Raw genomic sequence first — 19,760 nt, forward strand, 5'->3', positions numbered from 1 at the left:
GGAATCCGCGTATATTCGGGACCGGTCGAACGACCAACCGTGGGACGCGAGTCCCCCGGGAACCACCCACGCTGTCGGCGGCGCGTCCGTCGTCCGCCGTCTGGAGGACAACCCTATGGCTGACAAGTCCATCACCAAGACCGAGCTCGTCGCGAGCATCGCCAGCGCCACCGGTCAGAGCCAGGCCGCCGTCTCGGGCGTGCTCGACTCGCTCTTCACGACCGTCTCCGAGGCCGTCGCCAAGGGCAGCAAGGTCTCGATCCCGGGCTGGATCGCCTTCGAGCAGGTCGACACCGCCGCTCGCACCGGCCGCAACCCGCAGACCGGCGAAGAGATCAAGATCGCCGCGGGCAAGCGCGTCAAGGTGACCGCCGGCTCGAAGCTGAAGGCCGCCGTCAAGTAATCGACGACGATTCACCGGAGGGGGATGCCGCACGGCATCCCCCTCCGTCGTCCCCGTCCCCGTCCCCGTCCCCGTCCCCGTCCCCGCCCCCGCCCCCGCCCCGCCCCCGCCCCGCCCCGCGAGGTCCCAGTTGAGCCGGGAACCCGGCCCGCATACCCGGCCGAAGGGGGACCTCGCGGCTCCGACCTCCCGGGGCAGCCGACCGCCGTAGGCTTGTGGGGTGGAATCCCGAGCGCAGCGTCTCGCCGGACCGGCGATCCTCGCTGTGTCGGCTCTCATCGTCGTCCTCATCGGCCTCGCGGCCGGCGGCGGCGCGGCCCCGCTGCAGCTGCTCGACCCCGGACCCGTCGTGCGGTGGGGACTGCCGATCATCAAGCTCGTGGTCAACCTCGCCGCGGCCGGCATGGTCGGATCCCTCGTCGTGGCCCTGTTCGCCCTGCGTGCGGGGGAGCGCCCGTTCGACACCGCCCTCGACACCGCGTCGATCTCGGCGGCGGTTTTCACCGTCGCCAGCGCGGGCACGGCGTTCTTCACCTTCCTCAACCTGCTGGGTGCCGCGCCCAGCGCAAGCGCCGAGTTCGGCCAGCAGCTCGGCCGGTTCCTCGTCGACACCGAGGCCGGGCGCGCCTGGCTGCTGACGACGATCGCCGGTGCCGTTCTGACGGTGCTGACGTTCGCCGTGCGCGGCTGGACCTCGACCCTGATCGTCGGCATCCTGGCTGCGGCATCCCTCATCCCGATGGCCACGCAGGGGCACTCCGGCGAGGAGGCGAACCACAACATCGCGGTCACCGCCCTCGCGCTGCACATCGTCGCCGCGGCCGTGTGGCTCGGCGGCCTGCTGCTGCTCGTGATCATCCGGCCCGTCGTCGACCGCGCCGACATGGTCGCCGTCGTGTCGCGGTACTCGAGCATCGCCCTCGTCGCGTTCATCGTGGTCGCGGTGTCGGGGACGGTCCGCGCCGCCGTCGCGATCCTCTCTCCCGCCAACCTGTTCTCGCCCTACGGGGCGCTGCTGCTCGTCAAGGTCGTCGCCCTCATCGCGATGGGGGTGCTCGGCGCCTCGTACCGCGGTCGCCTCATCGCGAAGCTGGCGTCTTCGGGCGCCGCACGGGTGTTCTGGCTGCTCGTCACCGTCGAGATCGTCTTCATGGGCATCGCGAGCGGTGCCGCCGCGGCTCTCGCCCGCACGCCTCCGCCCGTCGATACGACCCTTCCCGAGCAGCAGACCCCGGCCCAGATCCTGACCGGCACCGTGCTGCCGCCGGAGTTGACGATCGAGCGCTGGTTCACGACCTGGGACGTCGACCTGCTCTGGGTGTTCGCCGTCGGGTTCGGCCTGTTCTTCTACCTCGCCGGCGTGCGGCGGCTGCGCAAGCGCGGCGACAGGTGGCCGATCTATCGCACGGCGCTGTGGGTGTTCGGTCTGCTCGTGCTGCTCTGGGTCACCAGCGGACCCATCAACGCCTACCAGGACTACCTGTTCAGCCTGCACATGGTCGGGCACATGCTGCTGTCGATGGCGATCCCGCTGTGTCTCGTCGCCGGGGCGCCCGTGACCCTCGCGGCCCGCGCGATCCGCAAACGCGACGACGGGTCGCGGGGCGGCCGCGAGTGGATCCTGTGGGCCGTCCACACGCCCTTCTCGAGAGTCGTGACGCACCCGGCGTTCGCGTCGATCATGTTCATCGGGTCGCTGTGGGTCTTCTACTACACCGATCTGTTCCGCTGGTCGCTGTACGACCACATCGGGCACGAGTGGATGGTCGTCCACTTCCTCATCTCGGGCTACCTGTTCGTGCTGTCACTGATCGGCATCGACCCGGTGCCCTACCGTCTGCCGTACCCGTTCCGTCTGCTCACGCTCATCGCGGTCATGGCGATGCACGCCTTCTTCGGCATCGCGATCATGATGTCGTCGGGCATGTTCGCCGCGGAGTGGTTCGGATCGATGGGCCGAACATGGGGTCCGACGCCGCTCGAGGACCAGTACATCGGCGGCGGCGTGGCCTGGTCGGTCGGTGAGATCCCCACCTTGATCCTCGCGGTCACGGTGGCGATCCAGTGGAGCCGTTCGGACGACCGGATGCAGCGTCGCCGCGACCGCCAGGTCGATCGTGCGGGCGACTCCGAGCTCGACGAGTACAACGAACGTCTCGCCGAGCTGGCCCGCCGGGACGCCGCGCGCAGCAGGTGACCTCGGCGCCGACCGCGTCGCGTCAGCCCTGGTCGGCCGACACCTGGATGGATGCCGTACCGTCGGGGAGGATCGTGATCGATCCGGTCAGGAAGAACTCGACGTCCTCCGACACCTCGTTGAGGCGTCCGTCGTAGATCGAGCGGATATCGACGTCGATGTGGGCGACGGCGCGGGTGCTCGGGATGGCCCACTGCGCCCCGTCCGGCACGACCTCGATCTCGGGGTTCTGTGCGATCGACCACTGCGGCACGCCTTCGACGCGGTTGCGCACGAAGTACCCGAACGGGCATCCGGTGGGCTGCAGCACCTGCTGGGTCGCGCACGACGCGAGGAACTCGTCGACGCGGTCCTGCACGACGTCGACGAACTCCTGGGTCGGCTCCGTCTGCAGATCGACGGGCACCGCCTTCTGCGGGGCGTCGGAGAGCACGGCCACCCCCGGCGTCCGCGCCGTCGGGGTGTCGACCGAGATCGAGTAGGCGCCAGGAGAGAAGACGAGCATCGAGACGGGGACGAGCGGGTCGGCGTTCACGCCCTCGGGGGCGACCTGCCGGGTGTCGAGCTCGAAGCCGTTGACCGAGAACCGGGTGGCACCGCGCACGGTCAGATCGATCGCCGAGAGCGGACTGTGGGCGAAGCGCCAAGCGGGGGCGACCCCGATCCAGCCGTCCTGCTCGACGTCGAACTGCGTGCGGCCGCGGTGTCCGTTCGCGAGGTAGGTCACCGTGATCTCGGTGACGTCGCCGCGCACACGCTCGCCGATGACCGAAACATCCGACAGCGGTGCGAGGGCCGCGCGGCGCAGCAGCACCTCGGATGTCGTCGACGGCAGTTCCGCCGCGGCGAGCTCGGCGGAGTCCATCGCAACGCCGGGCAGGCGAAGCGCGTCGGCGGCGCTGCCGCTGCTCAGCAGCGAGAGGTAGCGCTCGACGAAGGCGGCGGGGCTGTAGAGGGTGCGGTACACCGCGACTCCGCCGACGCCGAGCGCGCCGAGCGCGAGCACCGACAGCAGCCCGATCGCCGTGAGGTCGAAGGCGAGCCGGCGACCGCTGCGCGCGCCACGTCGACCGCCCCGGCCGGGGCGACGGGTGCTCGAGGGCGCGCTCGACGCATCGTCGCCGATCGCGGCGTCCGGAGTCGTCTGCGCCTCGTGCACAGCACAAGTCTAGGAAGGCTCACCTGTGGCTACCATGAATCGGTGACCTTGCCTCCTCTCTCCGCTGAGCAGGAGGCACTGTTCCGCCGCATCGAGTCGACCCGCGACCACGTCTTCGTCACCGGTCGGGCCGGTACCGGCAAGTCGACTCTGCTGCAGCACCTGGCGTGGAACACCGACAAGCAGATCGCCATCTGCGCGCCGACCGGAGTCGCCGCCCTCAACGTCGAGGGGCAGACGATCCACTCGCTGTTCCGCCTGCCGATCGGTCTGGTCGCCGACAGCGAACTCGAGCAGTCCGAGCCGACGCGCCGCATCCTCAATGCGATCGACACGCTCGTCATCGACGAGATCTCGATGGTCAACGCCGACGTGATGGATGCGATCGACCGGTCGCTGCGGCAGGCGCGTCGGAGGCGTTCGGAGGCGTTCGGCGGCGTGCAGATCGTCATGTTCGGCGACCCGTATCAGCTCTCGCCGGTGCCGCCGCGCGGTGATGAGCTCAAGTACATCCGCGATCACTACCGCTCGTTCTGGTTCTTCGACGCGCAGGTGTGGGCGGGGCCGAAGGCGGATGCCGGTGCGATCCGCTCGGACGGGCTGCTCGATCTTGGACGGGTGGGGGCCCCGCTGCACATCGCCGAGCTCGGCGAGATCCACCGTCAAGCAGACCCGGGGTTCAAGGAGATGCTCAACGCCGTCCGCTACGGCGTCGTCACGGCCGACATCGCGGCGGCCCTCAACGCCGCGGGCGCCCGCACGCCGCCCCCTCCCACCGGCGATGAGCCGCCCGTGATCACGCTCGCGACCCGCAACGACGCCGTCAACCGCATCAATCAGCGTCATCTCGATGCGCTCACCGGACCGGTGCAGACGGCGAAGGCCGACGTGAGCGGCGACTTCGGGCGGGGCGAGACGTCCTATCCGGCCGACCCCGAGCTGCAGCTCAAGGTCGGCGCTCAGGTGATGTTCCTCCGCAACGACGTCGCCGGCTACGCCGGTGACGGCCCGCGCTGGGTCAACGGCTCGATCGGAACCGTCACCCGCATCGCGGGGTCGTCGGTGCGTGTCGAACTCGACGGCGAGGAACACGATGTCGAGCCGGCGGTCTGGGAGCGGTTCCGCTACGCCTACGACCCGGGCTCGCGCAAGCTGACCCGCGAGATCGTCGCGGAGTTCACGCAGTTCCCGCTGCGGCTGGCGTGGGCGGTGACGATCCACAAGTCGCAGGGCAAGACGTACGACCGGGCGGTCGTCGACCTCGGGTCGGGCGCCTTCGCGCCCGGACAGACCTACGTCGCTCTCTCGCGCCTGACCTCGCTCGAGGGCCTCTATCTGTCGCGGCCGCTCCGGCCCAGCGACATCCTGGTCGACCACGACGTGCGCCGTTTCATGGCCGCCGTCCGCGCCGCCGGCATGTGACCGGAGGCCGGCCGCGTGACGCGGTCAGGCGACGACGGATGCCGCGCGCGCGGCCTTCGCCGCGGCGAGATCGGTGAACAGGTCGGTGTTGAACTGGTAGGCGACGAGCACCTCGTCGATCACCCGCTGCTGCTCGGCCTCGTCCCAGGGGGCGGCGTCGAGCTGCTCCCGGTAGCGCTCCTTGAATGCGGCCGGGTCGGCGATGTCACCGAAGATGTAGAACCCGATGCCGTTCGTCTCGAACCCGAACTGGCGCGCCATGAGCTTGCCGATGAACAGGCCGCCCGAGAGGTCGCCGAGGTACCGGGTGTAGTGGTGCGCGACGAACCCGCCGGCCCAGGTCGCCCCGACCTCGTTGATGCGGGCGACGTAGCGCTCCGTCGTCGGCAGGGGGGTGATCCGCTCGCGCCAGTCGGAGCCGATCAGGAAGTCGAGGTCGGCCTCGAGTGCGGGCAACCGGGTGAGCTTGTCGCTGATGAAGGTCGCGGCGATCGGGTCGGCGGCCATGCGCGAGGCTGCGGTTTCGAGCGCCGCGTAGATGAACCAGTGCTGCGCGACCAGCGCGACGTAGTCGTCACGCGTGCCCTTGCCCCGCATGAGGTCGGACATGAACCCGGCGCCTTCGCTGCCGGAGTGCGCGGAGCTGGAGCGCTCACGGAGAGCGGTCGAGAACGGGATCGGTTCGAGCATGGCCCGACGATAGCACTTAGGTACAGCTAACCTGAAGGTTTTCGCGACCTCTTAACGAATCCGTAACGCTCAGTCGTGCGGGCGCGGCTCGACGCCGAGCCGCTCGCATGCGGCGTCGTAGAGCGCGACGATCTCGCGACGGACCTCGCGGCGCTCGGTGATGGGGCCGCCGGGCCAGGCAACGCGGAGGTCGCGGATGCCGCCGTCCGCGCGCGTCGCCTGCCAATCGCCGCCGTCGCCGTCGAAGTGCGTCATCGTCGCCGACGCGGCATCCGGTTCGCCGAACGCGCGCGCGATGAGCAGGTTGTCGTCGCGGTGGTCGTCGTTCATGTGACCGAGCACGCCGGAGATGGCGTCGGCGTCGAAAGCGTGTGTCATGCGTCCACCCTAGGTTCGCGGTATCCACAGGAGCGGTGTGATTCACTGGAGGCATACATCTCGGGGGGTGGCTCAGGAATGCGTGCGACTCGACGCCGTCGGAGCGCGGGGATCGCCGTTGCGGTCGCTCTCGCACTCGGTCTATCGGCGTGCGCGCCCGCGAACATCGACACCGTCGCAGCGCCCCCGCAGGTCGAGGGCGACCTCGGCGGCGACACGCAGGCGCAGCTCGTCGCGGCGGTCGAACGCGCGATGGCGATGACCGGGTCGGCGGGCGCGATCGCCGGCGTATGGGTGCCCTGGTCGGGCGAGTGGGTACAGGGCTTCGGCACGAATCCCGACGGAACCGAGGTCAGCGCCGACGACTCCTTCAAGGCGGGGCCGGTCACTCGAGCGATGACGTGCGACGTGTTGTACGGCATGGCCGCAGACGGCACCGTCGAGCTCGACGACCCCGTGACGGAGTGGATCGTCGGGTTCCCCGCGACCCCCGTGGTCACGCTCGAGCAGCTGTGCGACAGCACGTCCGGGCTCGGGTCGTACCAGCCGCAGCTTCAGGGCCGGTGGGAGGCCAACCCGGCGCGCCCGTGGGCGCCGCACGAGCTTCTCGCCTATGGCTTGGCGGCCTCGGGGCCGACGGGCGGGACGTCTTTCGTGAACTCCGATGCCGGATATGTCCTCCTCGGCATGGCTCTCGAACGGGCCGCCAACAGCACTGCTGCCGAGCTCTTCCAGCGCTACGTCTTCGAGCCGCTCGGCATGCGGACATCGTCGCTGCCCTCCCGCACCGCCGATGTGGGCCTGCATGGCACGCAATCCGTGCTGACGCCCGAGGGCGCGGCCGATTGCGCGACGGCGGCCGACCTCACCGCGCTGTCGCCGACGGCGGGGTTCACGTCGTCGGGTGTCGTGACGACGGCCGGCGACCTCGGCCGTTACGCCCGTGCGCTCGCCACGGGGCTGCGTCCCTTCGATGACGAGCAGCGATTCGGTGCTCCGATCCCGGTGGCCGAGGGCGTGCCGACCTGGTACACCGTCGACGGCGGCGCCTACCAGGCGGGAACCCTGATCGGCCAGTACGGATCGATCCCCGGATATCAGACCGTGGCCTTCGCCGACCGCGAGACGGGTCTCACCGTCGTCGCCGTGCTGAACAACTCCCGCGCCTCCGCTGAGGCGATCCGGGTGCTCGGGTGGCAGCTGGCTGCGATCGCCTCGAAGGCTCCCGCCGCCTCGGGCGAGACCGCCCCGCCCTCGGGCCTGCCCTGGACGGCGGAGCAGCTGGACGGCGATCTCGCGTCGGTCGCGATCTGCCCGCTTCCCTGACCTCGCTCGCTCGCTCGCTCGCTCGCGCGGCCTCGACGAACGTCGGAGGATGTCGCGAACGTCGGGGCGATGACGCGCAGGCATCCGATGTAGCCGTCATTCTCCGAGTCTCGTGCGCCGAGGCCGCCGCTCGCTGTGTTTCGCGGATGTGAAGAATCGGCCGCGTCGCGTGACGATCGTGTCACAGGGCCCGCACGACACCGCTCCACTCGGTAGAACGGATGCAGCGTGATCGTGCAATTGCACATTGCACCGTGATGTTGTTTCATGGACAGCACTCGACGCAATGGAGCAGAGAAAGGGAAGGTCCACCGATGACCACCACCAGGAGATTCGCCGGCATCCTCGCCGCCGGAACGGCCATGGCACTCGCCCTCACGGCGTGCGCCGGCGGCGGCGGCTCGCCGCAGCAGACCGGCAGCGACGGCACACCCCAGTCCGGCGGAACCGTCCACATGCTCCAGAACGCCGACTTCTCGTACCTCGACCCCGCCCGCGGGTGGGACGGCGGCGTGAACGCGTTCTACCGGCTGCTCTACCGCGGGCTCACCATGCAGGCGGCCGGCGACTCCGCCGACCCCAACGCGATCGTGCCCGACCTCGCGACGGGTCTCGGCGAGGTCTCCGATGACGGACTCACCTGGACCTACACGCTCAAAGACGACCTCTTCTTCGACAACGGCGACCCCATCACCTCCGCCGAGATGGAGTTCGGCATCTCCCGCGCGTGGGATCCGCAGATCGGCATCGGCTCGCCCTACCTCAAGTCCGTCATCGACGCGCCCGCCGACTACCAGGGCCCGTACGTCTCGGGCGACCTCCCCACGATCGAGACCCCCGACGAGAAGACGATCGTCTTCCACCTCAAGGCACCCTTCCCCGAGTTCGACAACGTCCTCGCCCAGCCCAACGCGGTCCCCTTCCCGATCGGATCCGGCGGCGGTGACGAGTTCATCAACGACGTCATCGCGTCGGGGCCGTACACGCTCGACGCCTACACCCCCGGCAGCACCATCAAGCTCGTGCGCAACGAGCACTGGGAGCCCGAGACCGACGACGTGCGCAAGGCCTACCCCGATCAGTGGCAGTTCGACATCGGCATCGACGGCGCGACGATCGACGAGCGCATGATCGCCGGTCAGGGCGCCGACCAGAACGCGATCGCGGGAAAGATCGCGGGGGCCACGCTGCCCCGGATCCAGACACCGCAGCTGCAGGAGCGTGCCATCACGGCCCCCGCCTACTGCACGACCTACATGTCGCTGAACACGTCGAAGCCGCCGTTCGACGACGTGCGCGTGCGTCAGGCCGTCAACTGGGCGCTCGACCGTGCCAGCATCCAGAACGCCTCCGGCGGCAACCAGCTGGCGGATGTCGCCACGACGATCATCCCGCCGGCTGTCAGCGGACACCTCGACTACGACCTCTACCCGTCCGACGGCAACACCGGCGATGTCGACGAGGCTCAGGCGCTGCTCGCGGAGGCCGGACTCGGCGACGGGTTCGAGTTCACCCTCGACATCCGCTCGAACCCCGTCGCCCAGGCGCAGGCCGAAGCCGTGCAGCAGGGTCTCGAGCGCATCGGGGCCGACGTGAAGCTCAACGTCATCGACACCTCGATCTACTACGAGACCATCGCCACCCCGTCGCAGCAGAACAACGCCGCGATCACCGGCTGGTGCCCCGACTGGGCCTCGAGCGCGAGCACCTTCATCCCGCCGCTTTTCGACGGTGCTGCCATCACCGAGAAGGGCAACCAGAACCTCGCCCAGCTCGACGACCCCGCCGTCAACGAGCGGATCGCCGAGATCCGCGCGATGACCGACGTCGACGCGGCCAACGAGGCATGGGGTGAGCTCGACAAGCAGATCATGGAACTCGCGCCGATCGCGCCGATGGTCTTCGAGAACGGCATCTTCCTGCCGGGGTCGAACATCGCCGGCTACATCCCCAACACCAACATGACCGACCTCACGATCGTCGGTCTGAAGGACCCCTCGAAGGGCTGACATGACCTTCAGCTCGGCCCCCCTCGAGGTCGAGGCCACGCCGGGCGGTGATTCCACTCTCGACGAGACAGTGGAATCCCGTCCGGCGTCCGGCCGGAAACTCCTCAGAGGCTTCCTCGCCGATGTGCCCGCGATGCTGTCGCTGGCCTACATCGTGCTCGTGCTGCTCATGGCGGTGTTCGCGCCGCTCATCGTGCAGATCAGCGGCTGGTCGCCGTACCAGTTCGACCAGAGCGCCATCGACCCGAACATGGGTGCGATCCCGATCGGTCCGCTCGGCGGCATCAGCGCCGAGCACTGGTTCGGCGTCGAGCCCGGCAACGGACGCGACATCTTCGCCCGCATCGTCTACGGCGCCCAGGTGTCGATGACCGTCGCCCTCTCGGCGACGCTGCTGACCACCGTGCTCGGTGTCGTGCTCGGGATGCTCGCGGGCTACCTCGGCGGCTGGATCGACACGGTCATCTCGCGGGTCATGGAGTTCCTCATGGCTTTCCCCGCCCTCATCTTCATGATCGCGATCCTGTCGGCGCTGCCGGCGGACAACCGCGTGCTGCTGCTGGTCGTCGTGATCTCGTTGTTCGGCTGGCCCTACCTCGCGCGCATCGTGCGGTCGCAGACGCTCTCGCTGAAGGAGCGGGAGTTCGTCGAGTCCGCCCGCGCATCGGGGGCCTCGAGCGTGCAGATCATCTTCCGCGAGATCCTGCCGAACCTCTCATCGACCATCATCGTGATGGCGACACTCGCCGTTCCCGGCTACGTCGGCACCGAGGCGGGACTGTCGTTCCTGGGTGTCGGCGTCGTGCCTCCCACCCCCAGCTGGGGCCAGATGATCGCTTCGGCGGCGCCCTGGTATGCGGTCGACCCGATGTACTTCCTCATCCCGGGCGCCTTCCTCTTCCTCCTGGTGCTCTCGTTCACGACCCTCGGCGACCGCATCCGCGCGCTCGTCGGCAGCGCGGAGGTGCGCGCGTGACCCGTTTCGTCCTCTCGCGTGCGACCGGCATGGTCGTCGTGCTGTTCCTCGTGACGCTGTTCACGTTCGTGATCTTCTTCGTGCTCTCGCCCGACCCGGCCGTGCAGATCTGCGGCAAGAACTGCACACCCGAGCGCATCGACCAGATCCGCGCGAACCTCGGCCTCGATCAGCCCTTCCTCACGCAGTTCTTCACGTACCTCTCGGGCCTGTTCGTCGGCCGCGAGTACGAGATCGCGGGGGCGACCGTCGTGTGCGGCGCACCGTGCCTCGGCTACTCCTTCCAGACGGGACAGCTCGTCGGAGACATGATCGTGCAGCGCCTGCCGATCTCGGCGACGATCGCGATCGGTGCCGCGGTGCTCTGGCTCGTGGGCGGTGTGGTCGGCGGTGTCCTCAGCGCGGTGCGGGAGGGGCGGTTCACCGATCGGTTCATCGCCGGGCTGACGCTCGGGTCGATGTCGATCCCGAACTACGTGCTCGCCCTCGCGCTGCAGTTCGTCCTCGTCGTCTCGCTCGCGTGGCTGCCGTTCCCGCAGGCCGTGCCCTTCGCCGACGACCCGGTGCAGTGGTTCCTGAACTTCCTCATGCCGTGGATCGTCCTGGCGGTCGGGTACGCCGCCGTCTACACGCGCCTGACGCGGGCGAACGTCATCGACACCCTGCAGGAGAACTTCGTGCGCACGGCGCACGCGAAGGGCTTGCGTCCGAGCCTGGTGTGGCGTCGCCACGCGCTGCGCCCGGCGCTGACCCCGATCGTGACGATCTTCGGGATGGATGTCGCGGGGCTCCTGGGTGGCGCCGTGATCACCGAGACCGTGTTCGGCATCAACGGGGTGGGAAAGCTGACGGCCGACTCGATCTCGTCGAACGACCAGCCGGTCATCATGGCGGTGACGCTGCTGTCGGCCTTCTTCGTCATCGTCGGAAACCTCGTCGTCGACCTGCTCTACGCGGCGATCGACCCGCGCGTGCGGACGGCGGCGAAAGCATGAGCGGCGAAAGGATGCCGATGACGGACGACCTCCTGCGGGTCGACGACCTGACCGTGCAGTTCCGCACCGCCGGCGGCGCCGTCCGCGTCGTCGACGGCCTGAGCTTCTCGGTGCCGCGAGGCGGTGCCCTCGGCATCGTCGGCGAGTCGGGGTCGGGCAAGTCGATGACGAGCCTCGCGATCATGGGGCTGCTGCCCAAGGGCGGCACGGCCACCGGCACGGTCGACTTCGACGGCCGCGATCTGCTCACCCTTCCCGCACGGGAGATGCGTCAGGTCCGCGGCGATCGCATCGCGATGATCTTCCAGGATCCCCTGTCGTCGCTGAACCCGTATTACACCGTGGGCACGCAGATCGCCGAGGCGTATCGGTCGCACCGGTCGGGCGTCTCTCGGCGCGAGGCGCGACGGGTGGCGATCGAGGCGATGGAGCGCGTGCACATCCGGGATGCCGCGAAGCGCGTCGACCATTACCCGCACCAGTTCTCGGGCGGGATGCGGCAGCGCATCATGATCGCCATGGCGCTGAGCATGGAGCCCGAGCTGATCATCGCCGACGAGCCGACCACGGCCCTCGACGTCACGGTGCAGGCGCAGATCCTCGACCTGCTGGCCGAGATCCGCCGCGACACGGGTGCGGGCCTCATCCTCATCACGCACGATCTCGCGGTCGTGAGCGAAGTGACCGAGCAGATCGTCGTCATGCGAGCCGGTCGCATGATCGAGCGGGGCAGCGTCGAAGGGGTCTTCAGCGACCCCCAGGAGGAGTACACGCGGCGGCTGCTCGACGCGGTGCCCCGCATCGACGACGCGATCGGCGAGCTGCGCACGACCGACATCGCGATCGTGCCGGAGAGCGAGATCGAGGAGGAGAGGGCATGACCGACCAGACCGCGCCGCTGTGCCGCGCGACGGGCCTCGTGAAGGAGTTCGCGAGCCCGGGGGCGACGATGTTCTCGCGCAGCAGTCGCTTCCGCGCCGTGGACGGCGTCGACCTCGACATCCGCCGGGGAGAGACCCTCGCGCTCGTGGGCGAGTCGGGGTCGGGCAAGTCGACCGCCGCACGACTGATCGCGCGCCTCATGGACACGACGGCGGGGACGATCGAGTTCGAGGGACGGGATGTCACCCGGTTGCAGGGGCGCGACCTCCTCGCATTCCGCAGCGACGTGCAGGTGATCTTCCAGGACCCGTACTCGTCGCTCAATCCGAAGCACACCGTCGAGCGACTCGTGACGGCCCCCCTGCGGTATCAGAACCGGAAGATCCCCGGGGGAGCGCGCGCGTTCACCCGTTCGCTCATGGAGCGGGTCGGGCTCAACCCCGATCACTCCGACCGTTACCCGGCGCAGTTCTCGGGAGGTCAGGCGCAGCGCATCGGGATCGCCCGGGCGCTCGCCGTCGGCCCGAAGATGGTCATCTGCGACGAGGCCGTGTCGGCTCTGGACGTCTCGGTGCAGGCGCAGGTCATCAATCTGCTGACCGCCCTGCAACGCGACGAGGGCTTCGCCTACCTGTTCATCGCGCACGACCTCGCCGTCGTCCGGCAGATCGCCACGCGCATCGCCGTGATGAGCCGCGGCTCCATCGTGGAGACGGGCGAGCGCGACCGCGTCTTCGAGAGCCCTCAGCACGAGTACACCCGCACGCTGCTCGCGGCGGTGCCCCGCATCAACCCCGAGTGGGACCGCCGACGGCGGGCCGCCGAGAAGGCGCGCCGGAACCGCGCGGCAGCCGCGGCATCCGACACCCAGACGGAGGCGTCATGACGAACGAGTACCACCTGCCGGGCATCCGCGTCGCGGAGCGTCGCATCGAGGTCCCGCTCGACTGGAGCGCCGGCACGGCGGCCGCCGGGACGATCGAGCTGCTCGTGCGCGAACTGGTCGATCCCGACCGGGTGCGCGACGAGCTACCGCTGCTGACCTTCCTGCAGGGCGGCCCGGGCGGCTCGAACCCCCGGCCGCTGCGCCGCGACGGGTGGATCGACGAGGCGCTGCGCGACTATCGCGTGGTGCTCGTCGACCAGCGCGGCACCGGGGGCAGCACGCCTCTCGAGGCGGTCGATGTGGCGGGTCTCGACGCCGCCGCCGGCGCGGACCTCCTGGCCCTCCACCGGGCCGACTCCATCGTCCGCGATCTCGAGCACGTGCGCGAGACGCTGTACGGGGGTCGGCGATGGGCCACGCTCGGCCAGAGCTACGGCGGCTTCCTGACGCTCACCTACCTGTCGATGGCGCCCGAGGCGCTGACAGCCTGTTATGTCTGCGGCGGCATCCCCGGCACCCCACCGCGGGCCGCCGAGGTCTACGCCCGCACCTTCGACCGCGTCGCGGCGAAGACCGCGGAGATGTACCGGCGGTTCCCCGCCGACGTCGAGGCGATCGCGCGCATCGCCGACCGGCTCGCCGAGGGCGACGTCGCGCTTCCGGACGGCGACGTGCTGACCGTCCGCCGGTTCCAGTCTCTCGGGATCGACCTCGGGATGAAGCCCGGCCACGAGCGCCTGCACTGGCTCGTCGAGAAGGCGTTCGCCCGCCCGGGGCGGCTGTCGGAGGCGTTCCTGGCCGACGTGCAGTCGCTCAGCTCGAGCGCCGGCAACCCGCTGTTCTGGACTCTGCAGGAATCGATCTACGGCGATCCCGCCAGCGGACCGACGGCATGGGCGGCGCAGACCGAGCGCGACCGTCGTCCCGTCTTCGACGAGAGCCGCCGTCCCCTGATGTTCACGGGCGAGATGGCCTTCCCCTGGATGTTCGACGAGGTGCGCCTGCTGCGCGGCTTCCGCGACGCCGTCCACGCGCTCGCCGAACGCGCCGACTGGACGCCGCTCTACGACCTCGACCGGCTCGCCGCGAACGACGTCCCGCTGGCCGCCGCGGTGTACTTCGACGACATGTACGTCGACGCGGGGCTGCAGCTCGAGACGCTCGCGCGCGTCGGCAACGCGCAGTCGTGGGTGACGAACGAGTTCGAGCACGACGGCATCGGCTCGGGTCGCACCTTCACGCGACTGCGCGAGCTGGTCCGAGACCGCGGAGGAGAGAAGCGATGACCGCTCCAGACACCACCCGTCCGCCCTATGCCGGCACGCGGTACCCGCGCCTGGCGCAGGTGCCGGCGTTCACCGAGTTCGTCTCGCGCGACTGGGCGGACGTCCCCACCCGGCCGCAGCTGCCCGCGGGCGCCGCAGCCGCGGCATCCGCTCATCGCGATCGCCTCAGCGCCGCGCTTCCCGGTCAGGTGATCGTCGCGGCTGCCGGGCACGCTCCCGTCCGCAACGATGACGCGCACTACGGCTTCCGCGCCGACAGCGGGTTCGTCTGGCTGACGGCGTGCCAGGTCGAGGGCGCCGTCATCGTCCTGTGGCCCGCGAGCGGAGGGCACGACGCCGTCCTGTACCTGCCCCCGCCGTTCCGCCCGGGCGACGCCGGCTTCTTCTCGGATGCCAACCACGGCGAGCTCTGGGTCGGCCCGTCGGCGGGTCTGCCGGAGTGGGCCGATGCGTTGGGAATGACCGTCGAGCCGCTCGCCGCGCTCGAACGGCGTCACCCCGAGCTGCGAGGCGCCGCCGCCGCACGCTCCGCGGCAGCGCTCGCCGCCGAGGTGGGCGCGGAGGTGTCGCCCGAGGTGGAAGGCGCGCTCGCGCGCCTGCGCATGGTGAAGGACGCCTGGGAGATCGGGCAGCTCCGCGAGGCCGTCGACGCCACGGTCGCCGGGTTCGGCGCGGTCGTGGCCGAGGTGCCGCGAGCCATCGCCGACGGCCTCGGCGAACGGTGGCTGCAGGGGACGTTCGACCGGCACGCGCGCACCTACGGCAACGGACCCGGCTATTCCACGATCGTCGGGTCGGGCGCCCACGCGCCGATCCTGCACTGGGTGCGGTGCGACGGCGACATCGTTCCGGATGCGGCGCTCCTGCTCGACATGGGAGTCGAGGCGCGTTCGCTCTACACCGCCGACGTCACCCGCACGGTTCCCGCCAGCGGCACGTTCTCACCGGCCCAGCGCGACGTGCACGACCTCGTCGAGAGGGCTCATCGCGCCGGCCTCGACCGCATCCGTCCGGGCGTCGAGTACCTCGACTTCCACTTCGCGGCGATGGAGGTCGTCGCCCAGGGGCTGCACGATTGGGGGCTGCTGCCGGTCTCGGTCGACGAGGCGCTGTCGCCCGAGGGGCAGCAGCATCGGCGATACCTCGCGTGCGGCATCGGCCACCACCTCGGGCTCGACGTGCACGACTGCAGCCAAGCGCACTACGAGGAGTACATGGGCGCCGCGCTCGAGCCGGGCGTCGTCATGACCGTCGAACCGGGGCTCTACTTCCACGCCCACGACCTGACCCTTCCGCCCGAGCTGCGCGGCATCGGCGTGCGCCTCGAAGACGACGTGCTCGTCACCGACGCAGGGTCCGAGGTGCTGTCCGCGGCCCTGCCGATCTCGGCCGACGAGGTCGAGGCGTGGACGCGTGCACAGTGGACGGGCGAACGATGACGGAGACCGCACCCCGCGCGGTGCCGTTCCCGCCCGGTGCGGTGCGCCTCGGGCACGCGAGCGCGTTCGCCCCGGCACGCGACCGGATGCTGCACCTCGCCCGGGTCTACCCGATCGACCGGCTCCTCGCGGTCTTCCGCGCCGCCGCGGGGCTCGACACCCGCGGCGCCGAGCCGCCCGGTGCCTGGGAGGGCTTCGGGCATCCGGCCGAGGAGCCGTGGGGCGAGCACGACTACCCCGGGCGCGAGGTGGCGCAGACCGCGAACCTGCTGCGCGGGCATTACGCGGGTCATTTCCTGTCGATGCTCGCGCTGGCGGCCGCAGCGGAAGACGACGACGAGCTGCGCTCGCGGGTCGACGAGCTGGTGGGCGGCCTCGCGGAGGTGCAGCAGGCGCTCGCCGCGACCGGTCGCTACTCGCACCGCGGTCTTCTCTTCGCGTCGGGGGAGTGGCAGTTCGCCCGCCTCGAGCACTTCGCCCCGTACGGCGAGATCTGGGCGCCCTACTACACGTGTCACAAGATCATGGCGGGTCTGCTCGACGCGTACGAGCTGGCCGGGAGCGACCGCGCCCTCGAGGTCGTCACGGGCATGGGGCACTGGATCTCGGCGCGCCTCGAGAAGCTCGGTCACGAGCATCGTCAGCGCATGTGGTCGCTCTACATCGCGGGTGAGTTCGGCGGCATGAACGAGACGCTCGCGCGCCTCAGCGCCCTCGTCGACGAGCCGCGCTTCCTCGCTGCGGCGCGAGCATTCGATCAGGGCGATCTGCTCGATGCGGGTTCGTCGGGGCGCGACATCCTCGACGGGATGCACGCCAATCAGCACCTGCCCCAGCTCGTCGGCTACGTGCGCGAATACGAACTGACGGGCGAGCGCCGCTACCTCGCCGCCGCGATCGGCGTGTTCGACCAGATCGTCCCGGGGCGCATGTACGCGCACGGCGGCACGGGCGAGAACGAGCTGTGGGGCCCGCCGCGCACCGTCGCCGGCGACATCGGCCGGCGCAACGCCGAGACCTGCGCGGCCTACAACCTCGTCAAGCTCGCCGAGGCGCTGTTCGCCCACACGCTCGAGCCGCGGTTCCTCGACTACGCCGAGCGCGCGCGGCAGAACCAGATCCTCGGCTCGCGGCGCGCGACCGAATCCGACGACAGCCCCGAGGTGACGTACATGTTCCCGGTGCACCCCGGAGCACTGCCCGAGTACGACAACGTGGGCACGTGCTGCGGCGGGACCGGGCTCGAGAACCACGTCAGCCATCAGGCCGGGATCTTCTTCCGCGGCACCGACGCCGAGCCGGGCCTGTGGGTCGCCCGGTACACACCCGCTGAGCTCCGCTGGGACGACCAGGGGGTGCGGGTCGTCATCGACCAGGAGCACCCCTTCGCGCAACACGTGACTCTGCGGGTGCAGACGGTGGCCGCCCGTCCCGTGCGGCTGGCGCTGCGTCTGCGCATCCCGGCATGGGTCGCCGGCGTCCCCTGTGTCGCCGTCGACGGTCATCCTGTCGATCTCGACGCGGTGCCGGGCGGCTTCGTCACGGTCGACCGGACCTGGCGGGGCGACGAGCGCATCGAGCTGACGCTGCCTGCGGCGCTCCGTTCCGAGCCGACGATCGACGATCCGGGGCTGCGCAGCCTGAGGTACGGGCCGCACGTGCTCGTCGCTCGCGAAGCGTCGACGACGGCGATCGAGCGGCCGTGGGATGCGCGCCGGATGCCGCGGAACGCGATCCGCGCCGATGTCGACGACGTTCCCGGGGCGCTCGCCGCGGACGGCGCGGTGCTGATCGCGGGGCTTCGCCACGAACCGGTCTGGAACGGTTCGGACGAGCGGTACCACCTGTACACGCGTGCGGTCGATCGGACGATCGGTTTCGCGGGCGTCGAGACGGGGGTGCCGGCGCGGCGCCGACCCGACGGCACGACGCTGATCGACGACCTGTGGGCCGAGCCGGCGCCGCAGCACGACGCCGCGCTGCTCGACCGCCTCGTCTCGACGTGCCGCACCGGCATGACGGATTCCCTCGTGAGCGCGTCGGAGGCTCGCACCGTCGTCGCTGCCGCGCTCGAGGCGGGCCTCGATGCGGGCGTCGACGCCGAGGGCGGGTCGACGGGGCGGCCGGACGCCGCGCGTCGGGCGCGGGAGTTCCTCGCCGTGACCGCCGCGGTGCCGGATGCCGTCATGCCGCCGACCGTCGACATCGCGGTCTCGCCCGCGCCGGCGGCCTCGGGCTGGTACACCACCCCACCGACCGTCGAGGCGCGGGTGTCGGATGCCGCCGGGCGAGATCCCGGCCACGAGCTGCGCCTCGAGCTGCGTGTGGGCGACGGGCCGTGGCGAGCTGTCGACGGCCCCGTCGTCATCGAGCGCGAGGGAGCGGTCCTCGTCGAGGCCCGCGCGATCGACGCGGACGGGCGGTCGAGCATCGTCCGGCGCGAGCTCGCCATCGACACCGCCGCGCCGCGCAGCGAGGCGCGGGTGAAAGAGCTCGGCGCCGCCGTCGAGATCACCTTGCTCGCCACCGACGACGTGTCGGGGGTCGACGGCATCCGGTGGTCAGGGGAGGGGACCTTCTGGGCGACGTTCCAGGAGGCCTTCGTCCGTGCCCTCACCGATCGCGAGCAGGTGATCGAGTTCGCCGCGACCGACCGTGCCGGCAATGAGGAGACCCGTCACCGACTCACTCTTCCGCCCGCCCCGAAAATAGATACCATTGCAATTGCACTGACATCGGCGCCTGACATCGCCAGATCGGAGAACGACTCATGACCGACCGCAAGCCCTGGCACGGCGTCAACCTCGCGACCACCCTGCCCTTCCACGACGACCTGTCCGTCGACTACGACGCCTATGCCGAGCTCGTGCGCTTCGCGACGCAGAACGGCGTGACGGGCATCATCCCCAACGGCTCCCTCGGCGAGTACCAGACCCTCACCGAGGACGAGCGCAAGCGCGTCTTCCTCACCGCGATCGAGGCGGCTCCCGATGCCGCCGTCATTCCGGGCGTCGGGGCCTACGGTGCTCTCGAGAGCGTCCGGTTCGCCGAGCACGCCGCCGAGAACGGCGCACCCGCCGTCATGCTGCTGCCCCCCAACGCCTACCGTGCGAGCGACGACGAGGTCGTCGACCACTACCGTCGGGTCGCAGCCGTGGGCCTGCCGATCCTCGCGTACAACAACCCGATCGACACGAAGGTCGACCTGCGTCCCGACCTGCTCGCCCGCCTGTTCGACGAGGGGCTCATCGTCTCGGTCAAGGAGTTCTCGGGCGACGTCCGCCACGCCTACGAGATCCGCGAGCTCGCTCCGGGCCTCGACATCTCGATCGGCTCGGACGACGTCGTGTTCGAGCTCGGGCTCAACGGCGCGGTGGGCTGGGTGGCCGGCTACCCCAATGCGATCCCCGCCGCGACGGTCGAGCTCTACACGCTCTCGACCTCCGACGACCCGCAGGACTGGGTGCGGGCGCGCGAGATCTACCGCGACCTGCACCCGCTGCTGCGCTGGGACTCGAAGACCTGGTTCGTGCAGGCGATCAAGCTGTCGCAGCAGGTCGCCGGTGTGCTGACCAGCACGACGACGCGTCCGCCGCGACTCGCGCTGCCCGACGAGGTCGCCGCGCGTATCATCGCCGACACCGAGGCCGTGCTGAGCAAGGGCTACCGCTGACCCGCTGACACCCCGTCCCGCTGACAGCACCGCCGCCGA

Annotated in this window: 16 protein-coding genes; 13 read left to right on the top strand and 3 right to left on the bottom strand. The window is 70.2% G+C overall.

Features of this window, described 5'->3' with window-relative positions:
* The first annotated feature begins 115 nt into the window (after positions 1-115).
* The gene (locus DEU36_RS10325) at positions 116-403 is read left to right on the top strand and encodes an HU family DNA-binding protein (protein WP_036304753.1); all 288 of its coding nucleotides are present in this window, start codon (positions 116-118) and stop codon (positions 401-403) included.
* A gap of 220 nt (positions 404-623) precedes the next feature.
* The gene (locus tag DEU36_RS10335) at positions 624-2,600 is read left to right on the top strand and encodes a cytochrome c oxidase assembly protein (RefSeq protein WP_120264069.1); all 1,977 of its coding nucleotides are present in this window, start codon (positions 624-626) and stop codon (positions 2,598-2,600) included.
* A 22-nt stretch (positions 2,601-2,622) separates the two neighbouring features.
* Here DEU36_RS10335 and DEU36_RS10340 read toward each other — a convergent pair whose 3' ends face one another.
* Positions 2,623-3,759 carry a hypothetical protein gene (locus tag DEU36_RS10340; RefSeq protein WP_259455304.1) on the bottom strand — a complete coding sequence of 379 codons (1,137 nt, stop codon included), beginning with the start codon at positions 3,757-3,759 and terminating at the stop codon, positions 2,623-2,625.
* A gap of 42 nt (positions 3,760-3,801) precedes the next feature.
* Between DEU36_RS10340 and DEU36_RS10345 the strand changes: the two genes are divergently transcribed.
* Positions 3,802-5,181 carry an ATP-dependent RecD-like DNA helicase gene (locus DEU36_RS10345; RefSeq protein WP_120264070.1) on the top strand — a complete coding sequence of 460 codons (1,380 nt, stop codon included), beginning with the start codon at positions 3,802-3,804 and terminating at the stop codon, positions 5,179-5,181.
* 24 nt (positions 5,182-5,205) lie between these two features.
* On the opposite strand, the gene DEU36_RS16325 is transcribed toward DEU36_RS10345, so the two are convergent.
* Positions 5,206-5,871: a heme oxygenase (biliverdin-producing) gene (locus tag DEU36_RS16325; protein WP_120264071.1), complete on the bottom strand. Its 666-nt coding sequence runs from the start codon at positions 5,869-5,871 to the stop codon at positions 5,206-5,208.
* Positions 5,872-5,940: 69 nt separating this feature from the next.
* The gene (locus DEU36_RS16330; protein WP_120264072.1) at positions 5,941-6,249 is read right to left on the bottom strand and encodes a DUF2470 domain-containing protein; all 309 of its coding nucleotides are present in this window, start codon (positions 6,247-6,249) and stop codon (positions 5,941-5,943) included.
* Positions 6,250-6,327: 78 nt separating this feature from the next.
* Here DEU36_RS16330 and DEU36_RS10360 point away from each other — a divergent pair, with 78 nt between their 5' ends.
* From DEU36_RS10360 to DEU36_RS10405, 10 genes are all read left to right on the top strand, one after another.
* Entirely contained in the window at positions 6,328-7,575 is a 1,248-nt protein-coding gene (locus tag DEU36_RS10360; protein ID WP_120264073.1) for a serine hydrolase, read from the top strand.
* A gap of 314 nt (positions 7,576-7,889) precedes the next feature.
* On the top strand, positions 7,890-9,584 hold the full coding sequence (locus DEU36_RS10365) for an ABC transporter substrate-binding protein (RefSeq protein ID WP_120264074.1): 1,695 nt from the start codon (positions 7,890-7,892) through the stop codon (positions 9,582-9,584).
* A gap of 1 nt (position 9,585) precedes the next feature.
* Positions 9,586-10,560 carry an ABC transporter permease gene (locus DEU36_RS10370; protein WP_120264075.1) on the top strand — a complete coding sequence of 325 codons (975 nt, stop codon included), beginning with the start codon at positions 9,586-9,588 and terminating at the stop codon, positions 10,558-10,560.
* Positions 10,557-11,555 carry an ABC transporter permease gene (locus DEU36_RS10375; RefSeq protein ID WP_120264076.1) on the top strand — a complete coding sequence of 333 codons (999 nt, stop codon included), beginning with the start codon at positions 10,557-10,559 and terminating at the stop codon, positions 11,553-11,555. Before DEU36_RS10370 ends, DEU36_RS10375 begins: the two co-directional genes overlap by 4 nt.
* A gap of 17 nt (positions 11,556-11,572) precedes the next feature.
* Complete coding sequence (locus DEU36_RS10380) at positions 11,573-12,436, top strand: ABC transporter ATP-binding protein (RefSeq protein ID WP_120264077.1); 864 nt, start codon at positions 11,573-11,575, stop codon at positions 12,434-12,436.
* Complete coding sequence (locus DEU36_RS10385; RefSeq protein WP_120264078.1) at positions 12,433-13,323, top strand: ATP-binding cassette domain-containing protein; 891 nt, start codon at positions 12,433-12,435, stop codon at positions 13,321-13,323. The genes DEU36_RS10380 and DEU36_RS10385 overlap by 4 nt, the downstream gene beginning before the upstream one ends.
* Positions 13,320-14,609: an alpha/beta fold hydrolase gene (locus tag DEU36_RS10390; protein WP_120264079.1), complete on the top strand. Its 1,290-nt coding sequence runs from the start codon at positions 13,320-13,322 to the stop codon at positions 14,607-14,609. Before DEU36_RS10385 ends, DEU36_RS10390 begins: the two co-directional genes overlap by 4 nt.
* Entirely contained in the window at positions 14,606-16,048 is a 1,443-nt protein-coding gene (locus DEU36_RS10395) for an aminopeptidase P family protein (RefSeq protein WP_120264080.1), read from the top strand. The genes DEU36_RS10390 and DEU36_RS10395 overlap by 4 nt, the downstream gene beginning before the upstream one ends.
* Positions 16,045-18,822 carry a beta-L-arabinofuranosidase domain-containing protein gene (locus DEU36_RS10400; protein WP_120264489.1) on the top strand — a complete coding sequence of 926 codons (2,778 nt, stop codon included), beginning with the start codon at positions 16,045-16,047 and terminating at the stop codon, positions 18,820-18,822. Before DEU36_RS10395 ends, DEU36_RS10400 begins: the two co-directional genes overlap by 4 nt.
* Positions 18,819-19,721, top strand: coding sequence for a dihydrodipicolinate synthase family protein (locus DEU36_RS10405; protein ID WP_120264081.1), 903 nt, complete (start codon positions 18,819-18,821; stop codon positions 19,719-19,721). Before DEU36_RS10400 ends, DEU36_RS10405 begins: the two co-directional genes overlap by 4 nt.
* Positions 19,722-19,760 lie beyond the last annotated feature (39 nt).

The organism is Microbacterium sp. AG238, assembly GCF_003610405.1.
Taxonomy (GTDB): Bacteria; Actinomycetota; Actinomycetes; order Actinomycetales; family Microbacteriaceae; genus Microbacterium.